22 protein-coding genes are annotated in these 25826 nt (G+C 72.5%); 9 read left to right on the forward strand and 13 right to left on the reverse strand.

Features of this window, described 5'->3' with window-relative positions:
• The gene (locus tag ACWCPF_RS22755; RefSeq protein ID WP_451046880.1) at positions 1-1614 is read left to right on the forward strand and encodes a hypothetical protein; all 1614 of its coding nucleotides are present in this window, start codon (positions 1-3) and stop codon (positions 1612-1614) included.
• 420 nt (positions 1615-2034) lie between these two features.
• Here the strand turns inward: ACWCPF_RS22755 and ACWCPF_RS22760 are convergent, their stop codons facing one another.
• A complete protein-coding gene (locus ACWCPF_RS22760; protein WP_451046881.1) occupies positions 2035-3534 on the reverse strand; it encodes an SCO1417 family MocR-like transcription factor in 1500 nt (499 codons plus the stop codon).
• A gap of 99 nt (positions 3535-3633) precedes the next feature.
• Between ACWCPF_RS22760 and yczE the strand changes: the two genes are divergently transcribed.
• From yczE to ACWCPF_RS22780, 4 genes are all read left to right on the forward strand, one after another.
• Entirely contained in the window at positions 3634-4299 is a 666-nt protein-coding gene (yczE, locus tag ACWCPF_RS22765; protein ID WP_451046882.1) for a membrane protein YczE, read from the forward strand.
• Positions 4296-5063, forward strand: a complete 768-nt coding sequence (locus tag ACWCPF_RS22770) for a glycerophosphodiester phosphodiesterase (protein WP_451046883.1) — start codon at positions 4296-4298, stop codon at positions 5061-5063. Before yczE ends, ACWCPF_RS22770 begins: the two co-directional genes overlap by 4 nt.
• A gap of 51 nt (positions 5064-5114) precedes the next feature.
• Positions 5115-6485: an MFS transporter gene (locus ACWCPF_RS22775; RefSeq protein WP_451046884.1), complete on the forward strand. Its 1371-nt coding sequence runs from the start codon at positions 5115-5117 to the stop codon at positions 6483-6485.
• Between the two features lie 278 nt (positions 6486-6763).
• The gene (locus ACWCPF_RS22780) at positions 6764-7138 is read left to right on the forward strand and encodes an RNA polymerase-binding protein RbpA (RefSeq protein WP_020128921.1); all 375 of its coding nucleotides are present in this window, start codon (positions 6764-6766) and stop codon (positions 7136-7138) included.
• A 223-nt stretch (positions 7139-7361) separates the two neighbouring features.
• On the opposite strand, the gene fxsA is transcribed toward ACWCPF_RS22780, so the two are convergent.
• The 4 genes from fxsA to ACWCPF_RS22800 all read right to left on the reverse strand — a co-directional run bounded on the left by fxsA (position 7362) and on the right by ACWCPF_RS22800 (position 11493).
• Positions 7362-7880 carry an FxsA family membrane protein gene (fxsA, locus tag ACWCPF_RS22785; protein ID WP_451046885.1) on the reverse strand — a complete coding sequence of 173 codons (519 nt, stop codon included), beginning with the start codon at positions 7878-7880 and terminating at the stop codon, positions 7362-7364.
• Positions 7881-7926: 46 nt separating this feature from the next.
• On the reverse strand, positions 7927-8763 hold the full coding sequence (locus tag ACWCPF_RS22790; RefSeq protein WP_451046886.1) for a polyprenol monophosphomannose synthase: 837 nt from the start codon (positions 8761-8763) through the stop codon (positions 7927-7929).
• 624 nt (positions 8764-9387) lie between these two features.
• A complete protein-coding gene (locus tag ACWCPF_RS22795; RefSeq protein ID WP_451046887.1) occupies positions 9388-11004 on the reverse strand; it encodes an amidohydrolase in 1617 nt (538 codons plus the stop codon).
• A gap of 48 nt (positions 11005-11052) precedes the next feature.
• Positions 11053-11493: an Lrp/AsnC family transcriptional regulator gene (locus ACWCPF_RS22800; RefSeq protein ID WP_310433982.1), complete on the reverse strand. Its 441-nt coding sequence runs from the start codon at positions 11491-11493 to the stop codon at positions 11053-11055.
• Positions 11494-11780: 287 nt separating this feature from the next.
• Here ACWCPF_RS22800 and ACWCPF_RS22805 point away from each other — a divergent pair, with 287 nt between their 5' ends.
• On the forward strand, positions 11781-12236 hold the full coding sequence (locus ACWCPF_RS22805; protein WP_451046888.1) for a hypothetical protein: 456 nt from the start codon (positions 11781-11783) through the stop codon (positions 12234-12236).
• A gap of 28 nt (positions 12237-12264) precedes the next feature.
• On the opposite strand, the gene ACWCPF_RS22810 is transcribed toward ACWCPF_RS22805, so the two are convergent.
• The 3 genes from ACWCPF_RS22810 to ACWCPF_RS22820 all read right to left on the reverse strand — a co-directional run bounded on the left by ACWCPF_RS22810 (position 12265) and on the right by ACWCPF_RS22820 (position 16173).
• Positions 12265-13398, reverse strand: coding sequence for a phosphotransferase family protein (locus ACWCPF_RS22810; RefSeq protein ID WP_451046889.1), 1134 nt, complete (start codon positions 13396-13398; stop codon positions 12265-12267).
• Between the two features lie 4 nt (positions 13399-13402).
• Positions 13403-14527 carry a hypothetical protein gene (locus tag ACWCPF_RS22815; RefSeq protein WP_451046890.1) on the reverse strand — a complete coding sequence of 375 codons (1125 nt, stop codon included), beginning with the start codon at positions 14525-14527 and terminating at the stop codon, positions 13403-13405.
• A 470-nt stretch (positions 14528-14997) separates the two neighbouring features.
• A complete protein-coding gene (locus ACWCPF_RS22820; RefSeq protein ID WP_451046891.1) occupies positions 14998-16173 on the reverse strand; it encodes an acyl-CoA dehydrogenase family protein in 1176 nt (391 codons plus the stop codon).
• Positions 16174-16483: 310 nt separating this feature from the next.
• Here ACWCPF_RS22820 and ACWCPF_RS22825 point away from each other — a divergent pair, with 310 nt between their 5' ends.
• Positions 16484-17743 (forward strand): glycoside hydrolase family 18 protein, encoded by a 1260-nt coding sequence (locus tag ACWCPF_RS22825; RefSeq protein ID WP_451046892.1) that lies wholly within the window; start codon positions 16484-16486, stop codon positions 17741-17743.
• A 79-nt stretch (positions 17744-17822) separates the two neighbouring features.
• On the opposite strand, the gene ACWCPF_RS22830 is transcribed toward ACWCPF_RS22825, so the two are convergent.
• From ACWCPF_RS22830 to ACWCPF_RS22840, 3 genes are all read right to left on the reverse strand, one after another.
• Positions 17823-18482, reverse strand: a complete 660-nt coding sequence (locus ACWCPF_RS22830) for a TetR/AcrR family transcriptional regulator (RefSeq protein ID WP_451046893.1) — start codon at positions 18480-18482, stop codon at positions 17823-17825.
• Between the two features lie 74 nt (positions 18483-18556).
• On the reverse strand, positions 18557-18697 hold the full coding sequence (locus ACWCPF_RS22835; RefSeq protein ID WP_451046894.1) for an SCO1431 family membrane protein: 141 nt from the start codon (positions 18695-18697) through the stop codon (positions 18557-18559).
• Between the two features lie 46 nt (positions 18698-18743).
• On the reverse strand, positions 18744-20147 hold the full coding sequence (locus tag ACWCPF_RS22840; RefSeq protein ID WP_451046895.1) for a peptidase C39 family protein: 1404 nt from the start codon (positions 20145-20147) through the stop codon (positions 18744-18746).
• A gap of 235 nt (positions 20148-20382) precedes the next feature.
• On the opposite strand from ACWCPF_RS22840, the gene ACWCPF_RS22845 reads away from it, so the two are divergent.
• Positions 20383-21003: a uridine kinase family protein gene (locus ACWCPF_RS22845; protein WP_451046990.1), complete on the forward strand. Its 621-nt coding sequence runs from the start codon at positions 20383-20385 to the stop codon at positions 21001-21003.
• A 439-nt stretch (positions 21004-21442) separates the two neighbouring features.
• Positions 21443-23308, forward strand: a complete 1866-nt coding sequence (locus ACWCPF_RS22850) for an AAA family ATPase (RefSeq protein ID WP_451046896.1) — start codon at positions 21443-21445, stop codon at positions 23306-23308.
• Positions 23309-23342: 34 nt separating this feature from the next.
• On the opposite strand, the gene ACWCPF_RS22855 is transcribed toward ACWCPF_RS22850, so the two are convergent.
• Positions 23343-24428: a hemolysin family protein gene (locus tag ACWCPF_RS22855; protein WP_451046897.1), complete on the reverse strand. Its 1086-nt coding sequence runs from the start codon at positions 24426-24428 to the stop codon at positions 23343-23345.
• A complete protein-coding gene (locus tag ACWCPF_RS22860) occupies positions 24425-25750 on the reverse strand; it encodes a hemolysin family protein (protein ID WP_451046898.1) in 1326 nt (441 codons plus the stop codon). Before ACWCPF_RS22860 ends, ACWCPF_RS22855 begins: the two co-directional genes overlap by 4 nt.
• Between the last annotated feature and the right edge of the window lie 76 nt (positions 25751-25826).

A 25826-nucleotide genomic window follows, 5' to 3' on the forward strand; every position in this document is an offset into this window, starting at 1 on the left:
GTGGCCCGGCGCCCCCTCCCCAGCATCCTGAGCACAGGCAGCGCACAGATCGCCCGGAGTCGGGAGCTGGCCCGGACGGCGGCCGACAGTGCCACCGATGTCCTCCATCCGCTGATCACGATCACCCGCGGACTGCGCCGGCTGGCCTCGGCCGGGCGGCGCAGATGGGCCGAGACGCCCAAGGACAAGCGCGGGCCGCTGCTGTTCCTGGCGGCCTCGGTCATCCTGGTCGTCGTACTGGTGCCGTACGGTCCGCTGCTCGCCGTCATCACCCTGATGGCGGCGGCGGCCTGGCAGGGCAGGGACCGCACCCCACCGGTTCCCGAAGGCCCTGACGAATCGCAGATCCAGCGACTCCAGGTGCTGTACGAGGCCCTGGTCCCGTACTTCTCCACGGCGGACGACCCTTCTCCCCTGTACGCCCACGGCGGCGACTGGGAGAAGGTCTTCCCCGAGCAGGGGTTCGACGACTCGGGCCGAGTCGCCCACCTGGTGATCCGCTACCCGGCCTACTTCCCGGACGGCGAGGCCGGCCCCCGCGCGCGGATCGAGCAGTTGCTCGCCGCGAAGTCCGGCCGCGGCCGGGAGTACCTCTTCGCCTGGGACGAGGAGGGCAACGAGCTCACGGTCAGCGTCCTGCCCGCCCTTCCCACCGACCTCTGCGCCCAGCGCTTCGTCACCGCCCCCGGCGAGACGGTCCTGGGCTTCACCGACCCCTCCCGGGTCCAGCGGACGCTCCCGCTGGCCTACGGCGAGGACCGGCGCGACGTCCCACCGGTCGTCTGGCGCACCGGCGTCCGCTCCACCGAGCCGCATCTGCTGGCGGTCGGCCAGCCCGGCAGCGGCACATCGACCCTGCTGCGCTCCATCGCCCTGCAAGCCCTGCACCACGGTGACGTCATCGTCGTCGAGGGCGGCGGCACGGGCGAGTACGCGTGCCTCACCGGCCGGGACGGCGTACTGGGCGTCGAGGTCGGGCTGGCCGGGGCGCTGACCGCCCTGGAGTGGGCGGCCGGTGAGACCGAACGCCGGCTCATCGCCGCCAACCGGGCCCGCCAGGCGGGCCACCCGCCGCCGGAGGACACCAAGCGGCCGCTGTGGATCCTCCTCGACCGCGCCACCACGTTCACCCATCTGGCCGAGGCGGACGGCCGCAAGGACCCGCAGTCCCTCCTCCAGGTGCCGCTCCGGCACGGCCGCGCGGCGGCGGTCACGGTCGTCGTGGCCGAACAGTTCGACACCATGGACTCCCTGAGCGACGCGGTACGGCAGCACACGCGCGCGCGTGTCGTGCTGGGCCCGGCGACGACCGCCCAGGTGGAAACGGTCCTCGGCGCGCCCCCGCACACCACTCCCGTCGACCAGGTCCCGCCGGGCCGCGGCTACGCCCGGCTGGGATCCGGCCCGGTGCACCGCCTCCAGGTACCGGCGACCCCGGACCCCTACGACGACGCGACGAGCGCCGCCCACCGCCAGGCCGTCCTGGACCTCCTGCCCCCACGCTCCGCCCCGGCCGAAACCAAGACCCTGCCGCCACCGACGAAGGCCGAGCCCGCGGCGACCCCGGTCACGGAGGCAGCGGCAGCAGACCAGGTCCCGACCCCAGGCGGCTGACCGGGCCAACCGCCCACCACAACCGGGCGACCGGACCGCCCTCACCCGCGAACACCTGGCACACCCATCTGGCAACCGCAGAGCCCCAGCCAGGGACACAGCCGCCGCACAGCAGGCGCCGACACCAGCCGAGCGAACCGGGCCCACCAGGCACCACAGGCGGACCGCCAAGACCGCCGCACCCGCGAGCACCCCACCGACCCGTCGGCCAACCGCAGGGCAGCGGCCATTGACACAGCCGTCGAACAGCAGATACCGGCATCAAGCGAGTGACCGGGGCCACCGGGCACCACGGGCCGGGCGATCGGACCGCCGTCAGCCTCGGGGGCGTCGTGGAGCCGTCGGCGAGGGCAGGCGGACGGTCAGGCCCGCCGGTATGAGGGCCCTCGCCTCGCCTGCCCCCGACGGCGGTCCGCCTCGCTACGCGACGAATGTGCGGGGGCCCTCGCCGCCCGCCGTGCCGCCGCTCTCGACGATGCGGGCGGCGGCGGCCAGCCGGGCGGCGGCCTCCTCCGCGACCGCGCCTCCCACGGTGAACGGCAGCCGCACATATCCCTCGAAAGCGCCGTCGACCCCGAACCGGGGTCCGGACGGCACGCGCAGGCCCACCCGCTCCCCCGCCTCGGCGAGCCGCGATCCGGAGAGGCCGCCGGCCCGGACCCACAGGGTCAGTCCGCCCTTGGGCACCGCGTACTCCCACTCCGGCAGCTCCCGGCGCACCGCCGCGACGAGGTCGTCCCGGTTCCCGCGGGCCTGGCTGCGCCGCAGTTCGACGGCCTGCGCCCAACCGCCGGTGCTGAACAGCCAGTTCACCGCCAGCTGTTCCAGCACGGGCGTGCCCATGTCGGCGTAGGCGCGGGCCGCGACCAGGCTGCGGATGACGTCCGGGGCCGCCCGCACCCAGCCGATGCGCATCCCGGCCCAGAACGCCTTGCTGGCCGACCCGACCGTGATCACCGTCGACCCCGCGGGATCGAAGCCGCACACGGGCCGCGGCATCTCGACGTCGTCGTCGAGCCACAGCTCGGTCATGGTCTCGTCGGCGACCAGCACGGTCCCGGCGGAGCGGGCCGCCTCGACGAGCCGGCGCCGCTGGTCCTCGTCGGCGAGCGCGCCGGTCGGGTTGTGGAAGTCGGCGACGACGTAGGCGATGCGCGGAGCGGCGTCGCGCAGGACCTGGCGCCAGCGGTCCATGTCCCAGCCGGCGAGCCCGTCGGCCATCGCGACGGGCACCAGACGGGCGCCCGCCTCGCGCATCAGCTGAAGGATGTTGGCGTAGGACGGCGACTCGACGGCGATGCGCTCGCCGCGCCCGCCGAACAGATGGCAGATGGCGTCGATGGCCCCCATCGCCCCGGTCGTCACCATGATCTGCTCGGGCATGGTCGCGATCCCGCGCGCGGTGTACCGCTCGGCGATCATCGCCCGCAGCGCGGGCAGCCCCGCCGGATAGTCGCCGTGCGTGTGGGCGTACGGCGGCAGCTCCTCCAGCGCGCCCTGCACGGCACGGGTGAGCCAGGGCTCCGGCGCGGGCAGGGCCGCGCAGCCCAGGTCGATCATCGAGCCGAGGGCCTCGGGCGGCAGGGGCTCCAGGCCGCGCGCCGGCACCGGGTTGCCCGCCGGAACGGCCGTCCAGCTGCCCGCGCCGCGCCGGGACTCCAGGAAGCCCTCCGCGCGCAGCGCCTCATAGGCGGCGGCGACGGTCGTACGGCTCACGGACAGGGCGAGGGCGAGTTCGCGTTCGGCGGGCAGCCGGGCGGCGACCGGGACGCGGCCTTCCAGCACCAGCAGCCGGACGCCGTCGGCGAGCGCGCGGTAGGCGGGCGGACGGCGCGTGCCCGGGCCCGCCGGGCGGTCCTGCTGGGACTTGAGCAGTCGCGCGAGCTGTGCGGCCCCCACCGCAGAGGTCCACTGCGCCATGCAGATCAGTCCACCTTCCCCGAATTGGCCATGGATGACGTTCTCTTCCAAGCCACAGAGTGTCATGAGTCAGGCCACTACCACCACCAGGGGAACCCGTTGTCCGAGTCGCCACCCCGAGACCGCCGCCTCACCCGTCGGCTGCTCCAGCTCTACGTCGGTCTCGCGCTGTACGGCGCCAGCTCCGCCCTCCTCGTGGAGGCGGGGCTGGGCCTGGAGCCCTGGGGCGTGCTGCACCAGGGGCTCGCCGAGCTGACCGGACTGACCATCGGCGTGGTGTCGATCGTCGTCGGCGCGGCGGTGCTGCTGCTGTGGATCCCGTTGCGTCAGCGCCCCGGCCTGGGCACCGTCTCCAACGTCTTCGTCGTCGGCCTCGCGATGGACGGCACGCTCGCGTGGGTCCCGCAGGCCGACGCCCTGGCCGTTCAGGTGCCCCTGCTGCTGGCCGGGATCGTCCTGAACGGGGTGGCCACCGGCCTCTACATCGCGGCCCGTTTCGGTCCGGGCCCGCGCGACGGGCTGATGACGGGGCTGCACCGGCGCACCGGGCGTTCGATCCGGCTGATGCGGACCGCGGTGGAGGTGGCGGTCGTGGTGACCGGGTTCGCCCTCGGCGGCACCATCGGAGTCGGCACGCTGCTCTACGCGGTGGCGATCGGTCCGCTCGCCCAGCTGTTCCTTCGGGTGTTCGCCGTTCCCGCGGCATCCGGCGGCAGCACGGTCGTTGCCGTCGGGACACCCCAGGGAGCAATACTTCGTCCGTGACCACCGTGATACGCCACCCGTACCTCGACCATCCCGGGCCCATTCCGTTCGCGCACCGCGGCGGGGCCGCGGACGGCCTGGAGAACACCGTGGCGCAGTTCCGGCGCGCCGTCGAGGCGGGCTACCGCTACCTCGAGACCGATGTGCACGCCACGCGGGACGGCAAGCTCGTCGCCTTCCACGACGCGACGCTGGACCGGCTGACCGACGGCGCGGGCCGCATCGCCGACCTCCCGTGGTCGGACGTGCGCCACGCGCGCGTGGCGGGGAAGGAGCCGGTGCCGCTCTTCGAGGAGCTGCTGGAGGCCTTCCCCGAGGTGCGGTGGAACGTCGACCTCAAGGCGGAGCCCGCCCTGCACCCGCTGCTCAAGCTGATCGCGTCGAAGAACGCGTGGGACCGCGTCTGCGTCGGCTCGTTCTCGGAGGCCCGGGTCGTGCGCGCCCAGCGGCTGGGCGGGCCGCGCCTGGCGACCTCGTACGGCACCCGGGGCGTGCTCAACCTGCGGCTGCGGTCCTGGGGCGTGCCGGCGGCGCTGCGCCGCTCGGCGGTCGCCGCGCAGGTGCCCGAGGCCCAATCGGGCATCCCGGTCGTGGACCGGCACTTCGTCCGCGCCGCCCACGCGCGCGGGCTGCATGTGCACGTGTGGACGATCAACGACGCGGATCGGATGCATCGGCTCCTGGACCTGGAAGTCGATGGCATCATGACCGATCACATCGACACGTTGCGCAAGGTCATGGAGGACCGGGGCGTCTGGGTCTGACCTCGGGCCCGCCCCCGCGCGCGGTTGCGGGAGCGGGAAGCGAGGGCGCGGGTGGGCATCGACACCGTGCGGACGACGGCGTCCGACGAGGCCGCCGAGCGGCGGCGCGAGCAGCGCGGCTGGTACTTCTACGACTGGGCGTGCTCCGTCTACTCGACGAGTGTGCTCACCGTGTTCCTCGGCCCGTATCTGACGTCGGTCGCCAAGCATGCGGCGGATGCCGACGGCTATGTGCACCCCTTGGGCATCCCGGTCCGCGCGGGGTCGTTCTTCGCGTACTCGGTGTCCCTGTCGGTGATCGTGGCCGTCCTGGTGATGCCCCTGGTGGGCGCGGCCGCCGACCGCACCGGCCGTAAGAAGCCGCTGCTGGGCGCGGCCGCCTATGTGGGCGCCGCGGCCACCGCCGGCATGTTCTTCCTGGGCGGCGACCGCTATCTGCTCGGCGGCGCGCTGCTGATCGTGGCGAACGCGGCCCAGTCGGTGTCGATGATGCTCTACAACTCCTACCTGCCGCAGATCGCCTCGCCCGAGGAGCGCGACGCGGTCTCGTCGCGGGGCTGGGCGTTCGGCTACGCGGCGGGCTCGCTGGTGCTGGTCGTCAATCTGGTGCTCTATCTCGCCCACGACTCCTTCGGCGTCTCCGAGTCGACGGCCGTGCGGATCTGTCTGGCCTCCGCCGGGCTGTGGTGGGGCGGCTTCACGCTCGTCCCGCTGCTGCGGCTGCGCGACCGTCCGGCCGCCGCCCGAGCGGAAGGCGCGGAAGGCAAGGAGACGGCGACGGCTCCGGGGCTGCGCCAGCTCGCGGCGACGGTCCGCGACATGCGCCGCCACCCGCTGACCCTCGCCTTCCTCCTCGCGTACCTCGTCTACAACGACGGCATCCAGACCGTGATCTCCCAGGCCTCGGTCTACGGCTCCGAGGAGCTCGGCCTCAGCCAGTCCACGCTGATCGGCGCCGTCCTGCTGGTGCAGGTGCTCGCCGTCGTGGGCGCGCTGAGCATGGGACGCCTGGCCAGGGCGTACGGCGCGAAGCGGACGATCCTCGGCTCCCTGGTGGCCTGGACGCTGACGCTGGGCGCCGGGTACTTCCTGCCGGCCGGGGCGCCGGTGGGCTTCTTCCTGCTGGCGGCCGCGATCGGACTGGTCCTCGGCGGCAGCCAGGCCCTCTCGCGCTCCCTCTTCTCCCATCTCGTCCCGCCCGGCAAGGAGGCCGAGTACTTCTCCGCGTACGAGATGAGCGACCGCGGCATGAGCTGGCTCGGCCCGCTGCTGTTCGGGATCACCTACCAGGTCACCGGCAGCTATCGGGACGCGATCATCTCCCTGGTGGTCTTCTTCGTCATCGGGTTCCTGCTGCTCGCGCGGGTCCCCGTGCGGCGGGCGATCGAGGCCGTGGGGAATCCCGTCCCCGAGAGGATTTAGCACTCAAGGCGAAAGGGCGGTAGTGTACGCGTTTGGCCTGCCAGGCGTACCGTTACTGCGCGTCAAAGATGCCGAAACGCTGGGTGACATCTCCTTTCAGATGTGACAAACCGGACGCCGGTGGGTACTGCACTGGTTGACAAGGCTGCGGCTACGACGGCGACGCCTGACCCGGAACGGGACTCGGAACGGGAATCTTTACCGCCGACCGGACGTTGACCGGATGACGACGACAGCGACACCTGTCCTGTGGGCGACAAGCCCGGGAGGCACGATTCATGAGTGAGCGAGCTCTTCGCGGCACGCGCCTCGTGGTGACCAGCTACGAGACGGACCGCGGTATCGACCTGGCCCCGCGCCAGGCCGTGGAGTACGCATGCGAGAAGGGACATCGCTTTGAGATGCCCTTCTCGGTCGAGGCGGAGATTCCGCCGGAGTGGGAGTGCAAGGTCTGCGGAGCCCCTGCACTCCTCGTCGACGGCGACGGCCCTGAGGAAAAGAAGGCCAAGCCCGCGCGTACGCATTGGGACATGCTGATGGAGCGGCGGACCCGCGAGGAACTCGAAGAGGTCCTCGAGGAGCGGCTGGCCGTGCTGCGGTCCGGGGCGATGAACCTTGCGGTGCATCCCCGGGACAGCCGCAAATCGGCATAGCCGAAGGCCGGTAAGAAACGCACGCCAATGACCGCGGGCGCCGTACGTGACTTCACGTACGGCGCCCGCGGTCATTGGCGTGTGTGGCCTGGTCGGGCTACCGGTCCTGGGGGCTGCGCCCCCAGACCCCCCTACGGCCCTGAACGGGCCTTGTCCTCAAACGCCGGACGGGCTGGAGGGTGCCGGCCCGCTCAAGAGGGTGCCGGCCCGCGTAGAAAGTTGCTCACTGTTCGTCCCTGATGACCTCGCCCGGGACGATCTTGGCGTCCGGGCGGTGGATTCGGGCCTGTTGGAAGGCGTCGCCGAGGGTGCCGGGGGCGGCCTGGCGGAGCTTGCGTTCGGCGTAGGCGCCGATGGCCTTCTGGACCGGCGGGAGCAGCAGGAGCAGGCCCAGGGCGTCGGAGGCCAGGCCGGGGATCATCAGCAGGAGGCCGCCGAGCATCATGAGGCCGTTGCCGCCGCCGCGGCTGGGGGCAGTGCCGCGCTGCAGTGCCTCGTTCAGGTTCTTGAAGGCCCGTCGGCCCGCCCGCTTGATGACCACCGCGCCGAGCAGGAACCCGGCGAGCAGCAGCAGGAAGACCGTGAAACCGCCGGCCGCGCCCGCGACCACGGTCAGCAGCCAGATCTCCAGCACCAGCCACGCGGCGAGGCCCAGCGGCAGGAACGTGCGCAGACGGGAGCGGCGGGGCTGCTGGGGGGAGGTCGTCGTCGGGTATGCGGGGGTCGGGGCGCCTGTCGTCATACGTCCAGTGTGCCCGGACCCGGCTCAGAACGGGATAAGCGGACCGTCAGCCGTCGCTGTGAGACTTCGCGGGGGTCTCCGGGCGCTCCGGCTGGTCGGCGGCGCGGCCGGTGATCTTGCCGACCCGCTCCCCCACGCCCCAGGCCGTGACCCGCCACAGCGCCTCGACGAGGATGTCGCGGCTCATCTTGGAGTCGCCGTGCTCGCGCTCGACGAAGGTGATGGGCACCTCGACGACGTGGAAGCCGGCCCGGACCGCGCGGCGAGCGAGGTCGACCTGGAAGCAGTAGCCCTGGGAGGCGACCTCCTCGAGTCCGAGGCCCTCCAGGGTCTCGCGGCGGAAGGCGCGGTAGCCGCCCGTGATGTCGCGCAGCGGGAGGTCGAGGGCGAGGCGGGAGTAGAGGCTGCCGCCGCGGGAGATGACCTCGCGGGACTTGGGCCAGTTCACCACGCGGCCGCCCGGCACCCAGCGCGACCCGAGGACCAGGTCGGCGCCCTTGAGCGCGGTGAGCAGGCGCGGGAGTTCCTCGGGCTGGTGGGAACCGTCGGCGTCCATCTCGATCAGCACGCCGTAGCCGTTCTCCAGGCCCCAGCGGAAGCCCGCGAGATAGGCGGCGCCGAGGCCTTCCTTGCCCTTGCGGTGCAGGACCCGGACCTGGTCGTCCCCGACGGCCAGTTCGTCGGCGAGCTTGCCGGTGCCGTCGGGGCTGTTGTCGTCGGCCACGAGGACATGGGCCTCGGGGACGGCCTTGCGTACCCGGCCCACGATGCCCTTGATGTTCTCCGCCTCGTTGTAGGTCGGAATGATCACCAAGGCCGTGCCGAGCGGGCCGAACCGCCTCGCTCGGTCCTGTGCCGCGAGGGTCCCGTCGCCGTCGTTCACTACTGCCCCTTCATGTCCGTACGCAGGGGACCACCATAGTGGCCGCCGCTGAAGCGGACGTGACTGGACGTTCGAATGGTGGTGTCGTCTCCGCGAGGGCGGGGTAAGAATCTGCTTTTGGGCTCGTATGTGCCCGCTCGTATGTGCCCGCTCGTATGTGCAGGCTCGTATCTGCAGGCTCGTATCTGCACACCTACCCCGCACGGGTGCGGGCAAGCCTGCTGCGGATGGGGGCCCGGCGCCCTTCGGGCCGGCCCGGGACCCGCTGGCTGCGGGTCGACCGAAAGCCGTTGTCTACTGAGCGCCCGGGCCCCACCCGGGTCACACCTCCCCGACCGGCCGGAACGTTCCCTCGCTGCGGCGCGGGCGCTGAGCCTGGCTGCCAGTGGCGGTGTGCCGGTGCGGCACACCGTCCCTGACCCAGCGGCGCCGCGGCGAGTGCGCGGATGTTCCCCGGCGGGGCGTCCGGTGGTGGACTCCGCCGAACCTACCGGCCCTGCGCAGTCGGCTGTCAACAGCTGTTCGACCTGCGGCTCTTCGGTCAATGCCCTGGTCAGCGGGGAGGAGACGCAGGTCGTACTACGGCGGGCGGACGGGTGATCTTCGCCGTGCGGCCCCGGGAGATCACTCGCTCGGCCGCACGAACACCGTGCGGCCGCCCACCACCGTGCGCAGGCACAACGGCAGGTCGGCGCCGGGGGTCAGGTCGGGCAGTCCGGGGGTGCCGGAACGGGGGTCGGTGGACCAGCGGGCGACCCGGTCGTCGGGGGCCTGGACGACGAGTTCCTCGGTGCGCCAGACCGCGTAGTCCGCGGGCGCGCCCGGGACCAGGAGGCCCGCGTCGTCGCGGCCGATCGCCCGCCAGCCGCCGCGGGTGTGGGCGGTGAAGGCGGCGCGGACGGAGACGCGTTGTTCGGGGGTGCGGTGGAAGGCGGCGGCGCGGACGGTGCCCCACGGGTCGAGGGGGGTGACCGGACTGTCGGAGCCGAAGGCGAGCGGGACGCCGGCCCGCAGCAGGGCCGCGAAGGGGTTCAGCGTCCGGGCCCGCTCGGCGCCCAGCCGCTGGGCGTACATGCCCTCGTCGCCGCCCCACAGGGCGTCGAAGGCGGGCTGGACCGAGGCGGTGAGGCCGAGTTCGGCGAAGGCGGCGATCGTCTCGGGGGTGAGCATCTCCGCGTGCTCCACGCGGTGGCGGGCGGCGCGGATCCGGGCGAGGCCGACCTTCTCCGCGGCGGCGCGCACGCCTTCGACGACGGCCGTGACGGCGGCGTCGCCGATGGCGTGGAAGCCCGCCTGGAGACCGGCCTCGGTGCAGGCCGTCACATGCGCGGCGACCTCGGCGGCGCCCAGGTAGGCGGTGCCGGTGTGGGCGGCGTCGGTGTAGGGGGCGTGCAGACAGGCGGTGTGGGAGCCGAGGGCGCCGTCGACGAACAGGTCTCCGGCCGCGCCGAGGGCGCCCAGCCGCCGGGCCTTGTCGACGTCCTGCTCGGCCCAGTAGCCGACGACCCGCGGGCCGGGTTCCTCGGCGGCGAGCCGCAGCAGCTCGGTGAAGTCGTCCTCGGAGGAGATCTCCGGCCCGGCGCACTCGTGCACGGAGCCGATGCCGAGGGAGACGGCGTGCGCGAGCGCGGTCCGCTGGGCCTCGGCGCGCTGGGCGGGCGTCACAGCCGCGAACGCGGCGGCGCGGACGGCGTGGTGGGCGTCGCGGGTGAGCGGCTCGCCGTCGGCCCAGCCGACCGCCGTACGGGCGCCGGGCGCGAGTTCGAGCAGGGCTGCGCTCACCACGGCCGAGTGGACGTCGATCCGGCTGAGGTAGAGCGCGCGGCCGCCGGTGGCCTCGTCCAGTTCGGCCTGCCGGGGCGGGCGGCCCTCCGGCCAGCGCGAGGCGTCCCAGCCGTGGCCGAGCAGCACCTTGTCCTGCGGACGGGCCGCGGCGAAGTCCCGTACCAGGGCGAGGGCGGCGGACAGGGAGGGGGCGGCGGACAGGTCGAGTCCGGTCAGCGCGAGGCCGGTGGCGGTGGTGTGCACATGGGCGTCGGTGAACGCCGGGGTGACGAGGGCGCCGTCCAGGTCGACGACTTCGTCGACGCCGTCCGCGAAGGCGTCGGCGGCGCCCTCGGAGCCGACCCAGGCGACCTGGCCGCGCTCGACGACCATCGCGGTCGCGAACGGGTCGGCGGGGCTGTGGACCTCTCCTCGGCGGAGCAGGACGGTGTTCGGCTCGGGGGTGCGCTCGCTCATGGGGAACAGTCTCGCGCCTCGCCCGGGCCGCCCCGGCACGGGGACCCCTCAGATCCGCGGCGGCCGGGCCTCGTAGGGGGTGGACAGCACGACCGTCGTGCGCGTCGACACCCCGGCCAGCGCGCGGAGCCGTCCCAGCAGTTCCTCCAGCTCGTGCGGGGTGGCCACGCGGACCTTGAGGATGTAGTTCTCGTCGCCGGCCACACTGTGGCAGGCCTCGATCTCCGGCACGCCGGCCAGCCGCTCCGCGATGTCGTCGGGGGCGCTGGGGTCGAACGGTTTCACCGAGATGAAGGCGGTCAGGGGCAGCCCGACGGCGTCGGAGTCGACGACGGCCGCATACCCGCGGATGACGCCGCGCTGTTCCAGCCGGCGCACGCGCTGGTGCACGGCCGAGGTGGACAGGCCCGTGGCCTTGCCCAGATCGGTGTAACTCATCCGCCCGTCCTTGACGAGCAGCTGCACGATTTGTCGGTCCAGCTCCTCCATGGCGCAAGAACCTACCGTGCGCGCGAACTCCGCGTATACCTATACAGCCCAGGTCATAGCCGGTTTGTGATGTGCGCGGAGGCCGGCCGCGAGCCCGCTGTGGGTCGCTCGTGAGTCACTGCCGCACCCGGCCGCGCCTGGGCACCTGCAAGTGGCATGTGACGAATGCCACAGCTCTCGTCAAGGCTTCGTGATGCCCTCGTGATTACCGCCGAGACGGGTTGGGAAGTGCTTGCTGTGGTCGAGGCCGCAGTGCCTTCACGGCCCAGCCCGAGGGGGAGAATCCCATGCAGAGTCTTAAGCGCCCTGGTCGCACCGCGCCCAAGCGGCTCCAGTCGGTCGTCGAGCCCGAGCCGGAGGGCGTCGAACCTTTCGACGCCGACGGCTTCGACGGCGATGACGCCGACCACTTCGACGCGTACGACACCTTCGAGATGTACCGGGTGATCTGCCCGGACTGCACGCAGCCCATCGCGCTGCTGGCGGACGAGGAGGTGCTGCCGGAGCACGCGCTGTGCGCCTCGCCGTGGAACCCGTTCGGGCTGACGGTCTGCGCAGGGACCGGGCGCGGGGCCTCCGAGGCGCGGCCCGCGGACGAGTCGTTCGAGCTCCAGGAGCAGGACACCGCGCTGCTGTTGACGCTCCCTCAGGGGCTGGACTGGCGTACCCAGCCCTTCTCGCACGTCGGCGGCCCGGCCTCGCGCCCGATGCGCGTGCCGGCGATGCGCCGCGCGGCCGCCTGAGCACGGCTCCCGCGCTCGTCTCGCCGGCTCAACCCCAGTAGCTGCCCTGCACCATGGCCCGCAGACTGCCGTGGTGCAGGATCAGTGTGTCCGGATCGGCCGGGACGGCGACCTCGCCGAAGTGCACCTGCCGGTAGGCCACCCGCAGCATCACGATCGCCTGCCGCAGCGCGGCGTAGAGCGTGTAGAAGTCCATGTCCCGCGGGGTGTGGCCGGTCAGCCGCGCATAGCGTTCCTCGACGCGTTCCCGGCGCAGGAAGTCGGGCAGTCCGCGCCCGCCGGAGGCGACCGTGAGGTCCTGGAAGAAGCGGTGCAGGTAGAGCGTCCAGCCGAGGTCCACCTCGCGCGGGGCGAGGGCCGCCATCTCCCAGTCGAGGACGGCGACGGGCTCGAAGCCGTCGTAGACGACGTTCCCGATGCGTGCGTCGCCCCAACTCAGCACCGGTGCGCCCGGATCGCGCGGCCAGAGCTGCGCGAGCCGGTCGAACGCGTCCTCGATGAGCGGTGAGCGGGGCAGGCCGTCGACGACCCAGTCGTAGTAGGCGCGTTGGGCCGTGACGTGCCGCCGCAAGACGTCCGCATCTCCGCCTCCGCCTCCGTCTACGTCTCCGTCTCCGGGGAGGGCGAGGAACTTCGCCTGGTCGACGGGAACTTGGTCGTGCAGTCGGGCCAACAGGCCGATGGTGGCCGCCTCCAGGCGTTCGCGCTGCGCGTCGCTCGCCGCGTGCAGCCAATTGCCCTCGTAGGTGTACGGCATGACGTCGGGCGGTACGCGTCCCTCGATCCGTTCCATGACGAAGAACGGTGCGCCGAGCGGGCCGGGGTCCTCCTCCAGCCAGAGCACGCGCGGCACGGGCAGGTCCGTGTGCCGGCCCACCAGACGCATGGTGCGGTACTGGCGGACCATGTCGTACACCGGGAACACCGTGTATGCCGACGGATCGGCGGCCAGTCTCAACGCGCAGCCCCGGAAGGGCAGTTCATGCTCGGCCGGGTGCTCGATGTCGAAGAGAAGGGTCTCGCTGGACATCCCGTTGGAGGCGGGCACGGTGATCGCGCCGGCCCTGGCGCCGGGCAGCCGGGCGGCGAGCCAGGCCGACAGCCGGTCGGCGATCTCCGCCGGGTCCCGGGTGGTGGTGCGGGGACGGGGTGCCGTGGGCATGCTCTCAACTCCCCTGCGGAGCGACCGACTCGAAGCCGGTGAAGCCGCTCGGGTCGTGGCGGCCGAACGAACCGTGCTCGAAGATCCCGTGGCCCTCCCGGCCGTCGAGCCGGAAGCGGGCGGCGTGGTCGGTCACCCCGTACCCGGCCAGGGGGTGCGGGCCGGTCAGGTCGTAGCTGCGGCGGTCGGTCCAGCGGGGGCCGCGCCAGGTGCCGTGCTGCCAGTCGTCGGCGGGGGGATAGCCGGCGCCGACGGCGAGCGGGGAGGAGGTGAGGATCTCCGCCTCCAGTTCCAGCGGCTTGCGGAGGTCCCCCAGCCGGATGAGGGCGCGCTCCGGCTGGCGGGTGCCGGGCCGGTAGGCGATCTCCGCCTGGGGCCAGCCGAGTTGGCGGTCACGGCGGCCGGGGCGGACGAGCGTGGCGTCGTTCAGGGAGCGGTAGCCGTCGGCGTCCTCCTGGGTGATGACCATCAGAAAGCGGTCGTCGAAGCGGACCGGGCACCAGATCCAGTGGAATCCCTCGGTCGGATGGTCCTGGGCGAGCCGCCCGCCCTCCTCGCCCGGCACCGGCCGTACGCCCCAGCTGCGGTCGCGGGTGCCGGTCCACGAGCCGGCCGTCAGCCGGGTCGAGGCGCCGCCCGCGCGCAGCCACCCCACGCACCGCCCCGCCTGCACGAACCGCTTCCCCTCCAGCGTGAGCCGGCCACCGCGCCGCTGCTGGTGGTGCGGCTCCCACAGGGCCGGGAAGTCCGCCGACCAGTGGACCTCGTACGACAGCCCTTCCGGGTCGTCCGGGTCCGCCGCGCAGCTCAGCACGAAGTCCCGCAGCGGGCGCTCGACCCGGATGCGCAGGGGGCCGACCTCCAGCCGCATACGGTCCTCGCCGAGGGCGTCGGAGGCGCGGACCGCGTACAGGCGATCGCCGAGGCGCAGGGTGGCGTAGGCGTCGATCACGCCGAGGTTGGGGTAGACCCCGAGGCCGACGATGAGCAGCGCCCGGCCCTCGTGGTCGAGGACGTGGAAGATGCAGCGGTCGTAGGCGTTCCGGTCCCCGGTCGCGACGTGTTTCATCGACAGGGGCACCTGGTGGACGGGGTACTCGTCGAGCGGCACGGGGCGGTCGTCGCCCATGAGCACACCTCCCTGAGGGCAAGGGATTTGACGGTACGTCAGACGCGGTCCCGCGACCAGATGAAAGTCGGTCCGGAACCGGGGCACTGCCCGAACTCACGCTCGACCACGCCCGCCGGTGACCTGCCCCGCGGCCGCGCGTTGCCCTGGTATGACCCCCACCTATTCGGCTGCGCCCGGGCGTCACCGCCAGCTCTTCACCCCCCTTCACCCGGAACCCGTCCGCCCGGAATCCGTCCGCACTGAGTCCATCCGCACTGAGTCCGTCCGTACCGAACCCGTCCGCGCTGAGTCCCTTCGCGCCGAGGCCGGTCGTGCAGGATCGGTTCCGCTGGCTCCGCCGACCCCTCAGGACCCGCCCATCTACCGCGCGCTGCTGCGCCTGTGGGCCGACCGGGGTCGCACCCTGCCGGGACGCCACGACCCGGAGTGGGCGCGGCTGGCGGCCCCGCAGGTGCGGCCGGGGCAGTTCAGCGGGTCTCCGGACCCAGCAGGTGACGGGCGATGACCATCCGCTGGATCTGGTTCGTCCCCTCGACGATCTGCAGGACCTTGGCCTCGCGCAGGTAGCGCTCGACGGGGAAGTCGGCGGAGTAGCCGTACCCGCCCAGCACCTGCACGGCGTCGACGGTGATCTGCATGGCGGCGTCCGTGCAGTGGAGTTTGGCCATGGCCGCCTGCCGGGCGAAGGGCCGGCCGGCGTCGCGCAGCCGCGCGGCGGCCAGGTACAGGGCCCGGCCCGCCTCGATCCGGGTCGCCATGTCGGCGAGCAGGAAGCGCAGCCCCTGGAAGTCGGCGATCGGCCGCCCGAACTGCCGTCGCCGCCCCGCGTAGGCGACGGCCTCGTCGAGGGCGGCCTGGGCGAGGCCGACCGCGCAGGCGGCGATGCCGAGCCGCCCGGAGTCCAGCGCGGCCAGGGCGATCGCGAAGCCCTGACCCTCGGCGCCGATGCGTAGGTCGTCCGGGACGCGTACGCCGTCGAGGTGGACCTGGGCGGTGGGCGAGCCCTTCAGCCCCATCTTCCGCTCGGGGGCCGCGGCGGTCAGGCCGTCGGCGTCGGCGGGCACCAGGAAGGCCGTGATCCCGCGCGCGCCCTCGCCGCCGGTGCGGGCCATGACGGTGTAGAAGTCGGCGATCCCGCCGTGGGTGATCCAGGCCTTGGTACCGGTGATCACCCAGTCTCCCCGGCCCTCCCGCACGGCCCGGGTCCGCAGCGAGGCCGCGTCCGAGCCGGAGGACGGCTCGGACAGGCAGTACGCGCCGAGCAGCCCGCCGCCGAGCACGGCCGGCAGCCGCGCGGCCCGCTGCTCCCGGGTGCCGTGGGCGGCCAGCGGATAGGCGGCCAGGGTGTGCACGCTCACCCCGAGTCCGACGGTGAGCCGGGCCGCGGCCAGCTCTTCGAGGACCTGGAGGTAGACCTCGTAGGGCTGGTCGCCGCCGCCGTACGCGGAGTCGTAGGGAAGACCGAGCAGCCCTGATGCGGACAGGAGGGTGAACAGCTCGCGCGGGAAGCGTCCGGCGTCCTCCTCCGCGGCGGCCGCCGGGGCGATCTCGCGGCGGGCGATGTCGCGGACCAGCGCCATGAGGTGCCGGGCCTCGGCCGTGGGCAGGACGCGGTCCACCGGGGTCGGCGGGCGGTCGGGCATGGCGGCTTCCTCCTCGCTGGCCGACGCGCGGCTTCGCGCAGCTTCGCACGGGCTTCACGCGGCTTCGCACGGCTTCGCACGGCTTCGCGCTGTGAGTATGCGCGCGGGGCGCCGTCACCGCACGGCCGATCGGTCCGAACCGGCCGACACCGCAGAGTCGATCGGTCCGAGCCGGCCTCACCGCACGGTTGATTGGTCCGAACCATTGACCGAACTGGTCTAGTCCACCTACCGTTTCGGTCCAACGCCTCCCCGCGTTCATGCCGATCGGCGTGCGATCCCCTCCCTGTCCCCTGCGAGGAGACCCCCGATGCACACCCCGCTCCGCTCTCGCGCCCGGTTCCGGACGCTCCTGTCAGCCGCCTGTTGCGCCGCTCTCGGCGCCGCCCTGCTCGCCGGCGCGGGCACCGCCAGCGCCCGCGAGCCCGGCCCCACCAAGGGGCACGCCACCGGTGCGACCGGCTCGGCAGGCTCGAAGGTCGTCGGCTACTTCACCGACTGGGGCATCTACGACCGCCAGTACTACGTCAAGAACATCGAGACGTCCGGCTCCGCGAAGAAGCTCACCCACATCAACTACGCCTTCGGCAACGTCACCGACGGCAAGTGCGCCCTCGGCGACTCCTGGGCGGACACCGACAAGCCGTTCACCGCTACAGAGTCCGTGGACGGCGTCGCCGACACCGCGGACCAGCCGCTCAGCGGCAACTTCAACCAGCTGCGCAAGCTGAAGAAGCTGCACCCGAACCTCAAGGTCGTCTGGTCGTTCGGCGGCTGGAGCTGGTCGGGCGGCTTCGGCGAGGCGGCCAAGGACCCGGCGGCCTTCGCCAGGTCCTGCCACGACCTCGTCGAGAACCCCCGGTGGGCCGACGTCTTCGACGGCATCGACATCGACTGGGAGTACCCGAACGCCTGCGGCCTCACCTGCGACACCAGCGGCCGCGAAGCCTTCCGGGACGTCATGAAGGCGCTGCGCGCCGAGTTCGGCAAGCGGGAGCTGGTCACGGCGGCGATCACCGCGGACGCCACGAGCGGCGGCAGGATCGACGCGGCGGACTACGGCGGCGCGGCCCGGTACGTCGACTGGTACAACCCGATGACGTACGACTACTTCGGCACCTGGGCGGCCACCGGCCCCACGGCGCCGCACTCGCCGCTGACCTCGTACCCCGGCATTCCGCAGCAGGGCTACGACACGGCCGCCACGATCGCCAAGCTGAAGAGCCTGGGCATCCCGGCCCGCAAACTGCTCCTCGGCATCGGCTTCTACGGGCGCGGCTGGACCGGCGTCACACAGACGAAGCCGGGCGGCACGGCCACCGGGCCGGCGGCGGGCACGTACGAGGCGGGCAACGAGGACTACAAGGTGCTCAAGACCAAGTGCCCGGCGACCGGCACGGTCGGCGGCACCGCGTACGCCAAGTGCGGGAACGACTGGTGGAGTTACGACACCCCGGCGACCATCGCCACGAAGATGCGGTACAAGTCGCGGCAGGGCCTGGGCGGCACGTTCTTCTGGGAGCTGAGCGGGGACACCGCGAACGGTGAGCTGATCAAGGCGATCAAGTAGCCCACCGGGCAGGGCACTTGGGGCGGAGGACCACGAGCCTTCGCCTCAAGTGCCGTTGTCCGGCGCGTCAGCCCTCGCGTCAGTCCTCGCGCCGGGCCGACTTCGGCGCGGGGAAGGCGGGGTCGAGTTCCTCGATGGCGCGCATGGAGCCGCCCAGGGTCTTCACGAGCAGGTCGCCCATGACCTCGCGGGAGAGTTCGGGGCGGTCGATCCATGCCAGGGTGGCGCCCTCGACGCTGCACACCCAGGCCAGCAGGCCCATGCGGGGCAGTGGCGGGATGTCGCCTCCGCCGTACGCGCCCTCGGCGATGGTCGCGACGATCGCCGCGCGCACCCCGTCCCGGATGGCGTGCACCTCGGTGTCGAAGCCGACGCCGCCGCTGACGATCGTCCGGTAGGCGGCCTGGTTGTGCTCGGCGTAGCGCAGGTAGCTGTCGATGGTGCGGTGCACCCGGTCCACCTGGGGCAGTTCGTGACCGCTCGCGGCGAAGGTGACCAGATCGGCGACGGAGTCCTGGATGATCGCCAGGTAGTAGCCGCGCTTGGACTGGAAGTAGTAGTAGATCAGCCCTTTGGCGACATGCGCCTGCCGGGCGATGTCGTCCATCGAGAGCGCGTCGTAGGACGTGTCGGCGAACAACTTCCGCCCGATGGAGATGAGTTCGGCGCGACGCGCCAGTGAGCGCTCGGTGCCGCGTGCCCGGGGACGGGCGACTTCGCGCTGTTCACTGATATTCAATTTCGACCCTGGTCTCGGGCAGTCTGCGGGACATCCGCAGTATGTCAGGTCAACCGCGCGTCAGGTCCCACCCGTCACAGCAGTCCGAGCTGGGTGATCAGCATCGCGACGACCGCGACGAGAACCCAGCCCATGATGTGTTCCAGGAGCTTCGGGCCGTCGGTCTCGGGCCCGCCGGTGCGGGTGCGTTCGGCGCTGGCTGTGTGTGCGGTCATACGTCCACCTTGCCACCGCACGAGGCATTTGCGGCGGAGACCTTGCTCACATGGGGACGCCCACCGCGGTGAGGGCTTGGCGCTGGCGCGCGGTCGGGCGCGCCGGGAAGTAGAGGTAGCAGACGCCTCCGGTGCCGGAGACGACGTTGCCGCTCGCGTTGTGGCGCTTGGTCCTGAGCCAGATGTTCTCGAACTCCCGCCGCCGGTACACGCGCCGCACCGCCAGGTCGTCCGCCGAGTAGGGATCGTTGGCGATCACATCGCCCGCCGCTGTGAAGCCGATCACGGTCATCAGATGCCCGGCGGTGCCGTAGCCCGCTCCGGTGAGCTCCTCCTTGAGGAAGGACTGGGACGTCAGGGCCGGGATCCCGGCGGCGATCAGCGTCTCCAGGTCGGTGAGCGAGCCGAGCCGGGTGACCACGCCCTGCAGATCGGCGAAGGTGGCCGCGTAGGCGGCGTTGAACGGCCAGTTGCCGCAGCCGCCGTACTGGTGGTCGTAGGTGTAGCGGGCCGCGTGGCACACCTGCGGGTCGGCGTACGCGGGGTCGACCCACGCCAGCTGCTGGGCGCTGAGCCGCCCGCCCCAGTACTCGACGATCATCTGCGAGGAGGTCGGGCTGCACCAGGCCTCGCCGCCGCTGTCGTACTCGGGGTACTGGCCCTGGTGGATCTCCTGCGAGTAGCGCGGGACGTCCAGCTCGTGCGCGAGGCCGGGCACGGAGGCCGGGACGGTGAAGCGGTCGGGGACGTCGGAGGCCATCGCGCCCAGCCGCCACACGGTCGGGGTGAGCCGCGTGCCGGGGCGGCGGTACAGGGTGAGCCGCAGGCGGTACGAGGCGACGCGCAGGCCCGTCGAGGCATCGTCGATCGCGAGGGTGTCGGTCCACACGGTGCTTCTGCCGTCGGTCTGGCCGTCGACCGAGGTCCGCTTGATGTCCTGGTCGCCGGAGGCCCAGCGGCCCATCACGTACCAGGGGGTGTCCGTGCCGTCGGAGTAGGCGCCCTTCAGCTCGACCTGGAGCCAGGTGCCGGCCGGGGTGCTCGCGTTCCAGGAGGCGATCACCTCCGTCGCGGGGACGGCGAGCGTGTGGCGCGGGGAGGTCCAGGTCGCGTGCTCCCACGCGGCGGTGGCCTTGGTGTGCGGGTCGGTGTAGTCGACGGTGCCGAGCGGGGCGGCGACGGCGACGGCGACCCCCGGCCGGTCGCCCGCGACGGCACGGGCGCCGCGGACGGTGCCGGCGCTCCAGTCGGCGTAGGTGGTCCAGGCGCGGTGGTCGACGGAGCGGGCCGGGGCGGATTCCGCGTCCCCGGCGCCCGCGGCGCTCCCCGTGTCCACGGCGTCGGCGGCGGTCGCGGACGGCGCCGAGCCTCCGGCCAGAGCGGCGGCGACCACGGTGGCGAGGACCGCTCTGCGGGACGGCTGTTCGACTCTGCTTTCGACGCTGCTCATGGGCGTGGACCCCCAAGGTGTCTGCACGGCTGTGCGCCCACTATGGACTCGCCGACCGGCGCTTTCGCCTGTGCCACGCCCACGAGGGCGTCGGGCCTGCGCCAGTCGTGTGGGCCGGCGGCCGTAGACTTTCGCGCCGTACCGACGTCTTCCCGCCCGCTCCCCCGCTCTCCCTTCTCCCCTCCAGACCCCGCCTCTCCCCTCCAGAACCCGTCTCTCCCCTCCAGGACCCGTCATCGACCAGCTCGCCGCCCGGCTCCGCCGCCTGCCCCCGTCCTGCGGGCCGGTGCGGCTGATCGCCGTCGACGGACACGCCGGCTCGGGGAAGTCGACCTTCGCCGGGCGGCTGGCCGGGGCGCTGGGCGGTGCACCGGTGCTGCGCCTCGACGACATCGCCAGCCACGACGAGCTCTTCGCCTGGACCGAGCGCCTGCTCGCCCAGGTGATCGAGCCCTTCGGCCGCGGCGAGAGCGGGCGCTACGCCTCCTACGACTGGCGCGCCCGCCGCTTCGGCCCGGCCAGGACGCTGCCCGCCGCGCCCGTCGTCCTGGTCGAGGGGGTCGGCGCGGGCCGCCGCGCCCTGCGGCCGTTCCTGGCGTGCCTGCTGTGGATGGATGTGCCGGCCGAGGAGGCCTGGACGCGCGGACGGTCGCGGGACGGCGAGGAGCAGCGGGAGTTCTGGGACGGGTGGGTTCCGGCCGAACTCCGCCACTTCGCCGAGGATCCGTCGCGCCCCTATGCGGATCTGCTGGTGCGGCAGTTGCCGCAGGGGTACGAGGTGCTGCCGGGGCCCGTGGGAGACATTGGTCCGCACCAGGATGTCACCCACCGTGAGGGACCACCCGCGATGTGGTGAACCTGTGAAGGCTCCCACATTCGAAGTTCGCCAACTGCCCCAACTCCGCTTGACCGGCGGCCCGTACAGGACTTACGTTCTGAATGTGCGGCAATCGAAGCCGCCCTCAGACGCGAAGCCCCCGGTTGTTCCCCCGTGATCGGGGGCTTCGTTCTGTCCTCAGCCCGTTCGCGGCCCCTTTTCCGGATGCGATACGACGTATTCCGCTCACCCTGGGTCACCGCCCGGTATGCGCCCCGTCCTGCTCCCACCTCGCCAAACGGCCTGTGCGGCACCCTACGGCGGGCCGTGCCCACGCAGGTACGATGCCCTCGGTGCGACCTGGACAGGGCTTGCGCGCACCTGGCAACTCCGGTCCGCGGCACAGCGGTTCGACCAAGGCAGCGGCGAGCGACGGCCCGGCTGTCTACCGACGGGGGCACGGTTCGTGGGGGACGTGATGGACTTCGGAACGCAGGGTCTGGAGGCCCCGGCCGACCTCGCCTGGCTACGCGGCGTGGACGCCTACACCATGGGCGCGTATCCGCAGGCGGAGGAGGAGTTCCGCACCGCGGTGCGGATCGATCCGGGGATGGCCGACGGCTGGCTCGGGCTGCACGCGCTGCGCGTCGACACGACGACCGCGCTGCTGCGGATGTTCCGCCACCGCGAGCGCTTCGGCGAGCAGCGGACCCGGCACCGCCGCACCCTCAACTCCTGGTACTGGCTGGGCTGGTGGGTCCAACCGGTGCTGGAGAGTCCGCGCGATCTGCTCCTCGCACACGCCTCGCACTGGCTGGACGGCCGCCATGTGCCCGAGCTGGACCGCGCGCTCGCCGGGCTCCCGCCCGTGGACACCGACCATCAGGTCCGCTTCCTGCACGCCTGCCGCGCCTACCTCGTCAAGGACTGGGAACAGTTGGTCCGGCACACCGACCCGCTGCTCGACGACGCGCTGCTGGGCATCGAGGCGGGGCTGTTCGGCGGGATGGCCCGGGTGCGACTGGAGATGTACGGACAGGCCGAGCCGCTGCTCTCGGCGGCCCTGATGCGCTGCCGCAGCGAGCAGCCGCAGCGCAAGGAGCTGCGGTACTGGCTGGCCCGGGCGCACGAGGGCACCGGCCGTTCGGCGGCCGCGCTCCCGCTGTACCGGGCGGTGCACCGCGTCGACGCCGCCTTCATGGACACCACGGCCCGGCTCGCCGCGATCGCCGAGGGCGACGGGTACGACGACACGGCCGACTTCGCGGCGATCACGCTCACCGGGGTCGGGCAGGACATGGTGGACGGGCCGGACGGCTTCGACCCGCTGTTCGGCACGGAGGGCCGGGACCTGCGGCTCACCGAGCCGGCCGACCTGCCGCCGGTCGTCCCGCTGCCGTCGGTGACCGACCCCTCGGTGCGCGAGAAGAACCTCGTCGCCTCCGCGCTGCCGGCCGGGCCCACCGACCCCGTGTTACTCGAGGAGGCGCTCCTGGAGCTGGAGCGCATGGTGGGCCTGGAGCCGGTGAAACGCCAGGTCAAGGCCCTGTCGGCACAGCTCAACATGGCTCGGCTGCGGACCGGGCAGGGCCTTCCGGTCCAGCCGCCGAAGCGGCACTTCGTCTTCTCCGGGCCTTCCGGCACCGGCAAGACCACGGTGGCCCGCATCCTGGGCCGCGTCTTCTACGCCCTCGGGCTGCTGGGCGGCGACCATCTCGTGGAGGCCCAGCGCGCCGACCTGGTGGGCGAGTATCTCGGCCAGACGGCCGTGAAGGCCAATGAGCTGATCGACTCCGCGCTGGGCGGTGTGCTCTTCGTCGACGAGGCGTACTCGCTGTCCAACTCCGGCTACGGCAAGGGCGACGCGTACGGCGACGAGGCGTTGCAGGTGCTGCTGAAGCGGGCCGAGGACAACCGCGACCACCTGGTGGTGATCCTGGCCGGCTACCCGGAGGGCATGGACCGGCTGCTGGCCGCGAACCCCGGGCTGTCCTCCCGCTTCACGACCCGCGTCGACTTCCCCTCCTACCGCCCTCTCGAACTCACCTCCATCGGCGAGGTGCTGGCCGCGGAGAACGGTGACGTGTGGGACGAGGAGGCCCTGGACGAGCTGCGCTCGATCGCCGGGCACGTGGTCGACCAGGGGTGGATCGACGAGCTGGGCAACGGACGGTTCCTGCGCACCCTGTACGAGAAGAGCTGCGCCTACCGGGATCTGCGGCTGTCGACCTACCCGGGCGCACTGACCCGGGACGACCTGTCGACCCTGCGGCTGCCGGACCTGATGCAGGCGTACGGCGAGGTCCTCTCGGGGAGGGGCCCGCAGGATCCCTCCCCGATGTGACGGCGCGCCGGGCCCGCCGGACGCCGGCGAGGCGTCAGCTCGCCAGCGCCTCCTCCGGGTCGTCGCTCGCCCTCGGCTCGGTCAGCCGGACCTCCGGGATCTCCCGGTGGGCGGGGTCGGTGACCTCGCCGACCAGCAGCTCCAGCACGTCCTCCAGCGTGACCAGGCCGAGGACCTTGCCGGAGGCGTCGGCGACCTGCGCCAGATGGGTCGCCGCCCGGCGCATGACGGTGAGGGCGTCGTCCAGCGGCAGTTCGGAGCGCAGTGTCGTCATCGGACGCCACACCTGCTGCGGCACCGCCCGCTCGGAGTCCTCCAGGTCGAGGACGTCCTTCACATGCAGATAGCCCATGTAGGCGCCGGTCTCCGCGGCGACCGGGAAGCGGGAGTAGCCGGTGCGGGCGGTCAGCTCGACGATCTCGCCCGGGGTGACCGCCGGGCCGACCGTGACCAGGGACTCGCGCTTCAGCAGCACGTCCGTCACCGGACGGGAGCCGAGCTCCAGCGCGTCCTCCAGCCGTTCCTGCTCCTCGGGGCCGAGCAGACCGGCCTGGCCCGAATCCTCCAGCAGCCGGTTCAGCTGCTCGCTGGTGACGACGGCCGCCACCTCGTCGCGCGGCTCCACGTGGAAGAGCCGCAGGATGCCCTGGGCGCAGGCGCCGAGGGCCACGGTGATCGGCCGGCACAGCCGGGCGAAGGCGACCAGGCCCGGGCTGAGCCACAGCGCGGCCTTCTCGGGGGCCGCCATGGCGAGGTTCTTCGGGACCATCTCGCCGATGACGAGGTGGAAGAAGACCACGGCCGCGAGGGCTATGACATAGCCCAGCGGATGGATCATCCCGTGCGGGAGGTGGATCCACTCGAACAGCGGCTCCAGCAGCTGGGCGACCGTCGGTTCGGCGACCGCGCCCAGGGTGAGGGAGCAGACGGTGATGCCGAACTGGGCCGCCGCCATCATCTGCGGCAGGCGTTCCAGGCCGTGCAGGACCTGGCGGGCCCGCGCGGTGCCCAGGGGCTCGATCTGGCTGCGCCGGACGGAGACGAGCGCGAACTCGGCGCCGACGAAGAAGCCGTTGGTGAGCACGAGCAGCGCGGCGAAGACGAGTTGGAGGGCGCTCATCGGGAGACCTCCACGACCTGGCCGGTGCGCACCAGCCGGACCCGTTCGGCCCGGTAGTGGCCGACCCGGCGCACCGAGAGCCGCCAGCCGGGCAGCTCGGCCCGGTCGCCGACGGCCGGGATGCGCCCGAGCAGGTCGGCGACGAGCCCGGCGACCGTCTCGTACGGTCCCTCGGGGACCTCCAGGCCTATGCGCTGGAGGGTGTCGACGCGGCAGCTGCCGTCCACGTCCCAGGCGGGCCTGCCCTCCTCGGGCGGGGCCGCGGCGAGTTCGGGGGTGTCCTGGCCGTCGTGCTCGTCGCGGACCTCGCCGACGATCTCCTCGACGATGTCCTCCAGGGTGACCACGCCGGCCGTGCCGCCGTATTCGTCGACGACGACGGCGATGGGCTGCTCGCTGCGCAGCCGGGCCAGCAGGGGCTGGACGGGCAGGGTCTCGGGGACCAGCAGGGCCGGACGGGCGATCCGGCCGAGCGGGGTGCGCAGCCGGTCGTGGACGGGGATCGCCAGGGCGTCCTTGAGGTGGACCATGCCGACGATCTCGTCGATCTTCTCGCGGTAGACCGGGAACCGGGACAGGCCGGTGGCCCGGGTCAGGTTGACCACGTCCTCGGCGGTGGCCGACGACTGCAGGGCGCTGACCTTCACCCGCGGGGTCATGACGTGCTGTGCGGTCAGCTCGGCCAGCGACAGGGTCCGCACGAACAGGTCGGCCGTGTCCTGTTCGAGGGCGCCGGCCTGCGCAGAGTGTCGGGCCAGGGACACCAGTTCGCCCGGGGTGCGGGCGGAGGCCAGCTCCTCGGTGGGCTCGACGCCCAGCGCGCGCACCAGCCGGTTGGCGACGGTGTTGAGGGCCGAGATCACCGGCCGGAAGAGGCGGGAGAAGGCGGCCTGCGGGCCGGCGACGAACCGCGCGACCTGCAAGGGCTTGGACACCGCCCAGTTCTTGGGCACGAGCTCGCCGATCACCATCTGCACGGCGGACGCCAGCAGCATGCCGACGACCACGGTGACGCCGGAGACGGCGCCCTCGGGGATGCCGATCGCGGTGAACGGGCCGTTCAGCAGCTCCGCGAGCGCCGGTTCGGCGAGCATGCCGACGACGAGGGAGGTGATGGTGATGCCGAGCTGGGTGCCGGAGAGCTGGAAGGACAGTTCCTTCAGCGACTCGACGACCGTACGGGCTCGTCTGTCGCCGTCGGCGGCGGCCTTCTCGGCCTCCGGGCGTTCGACCGTGACGAGGCCGAACTCGGCGGCGACGAAGAAGCCGTTGGCGAGGATGAGCAGGAACGCGGCTGCCAGGAGCAGCAAGGGGGTGGTCATGTTGCCGCCGCCTCCGAGCTATGTCGGGTGGGGGCGGCGCAGGTACTACAGGACGAACCGTCCATCGCCGGAGAGG

This window comes from Streptomyces sp. NPDC001858 (assembly GCF_053594615.1).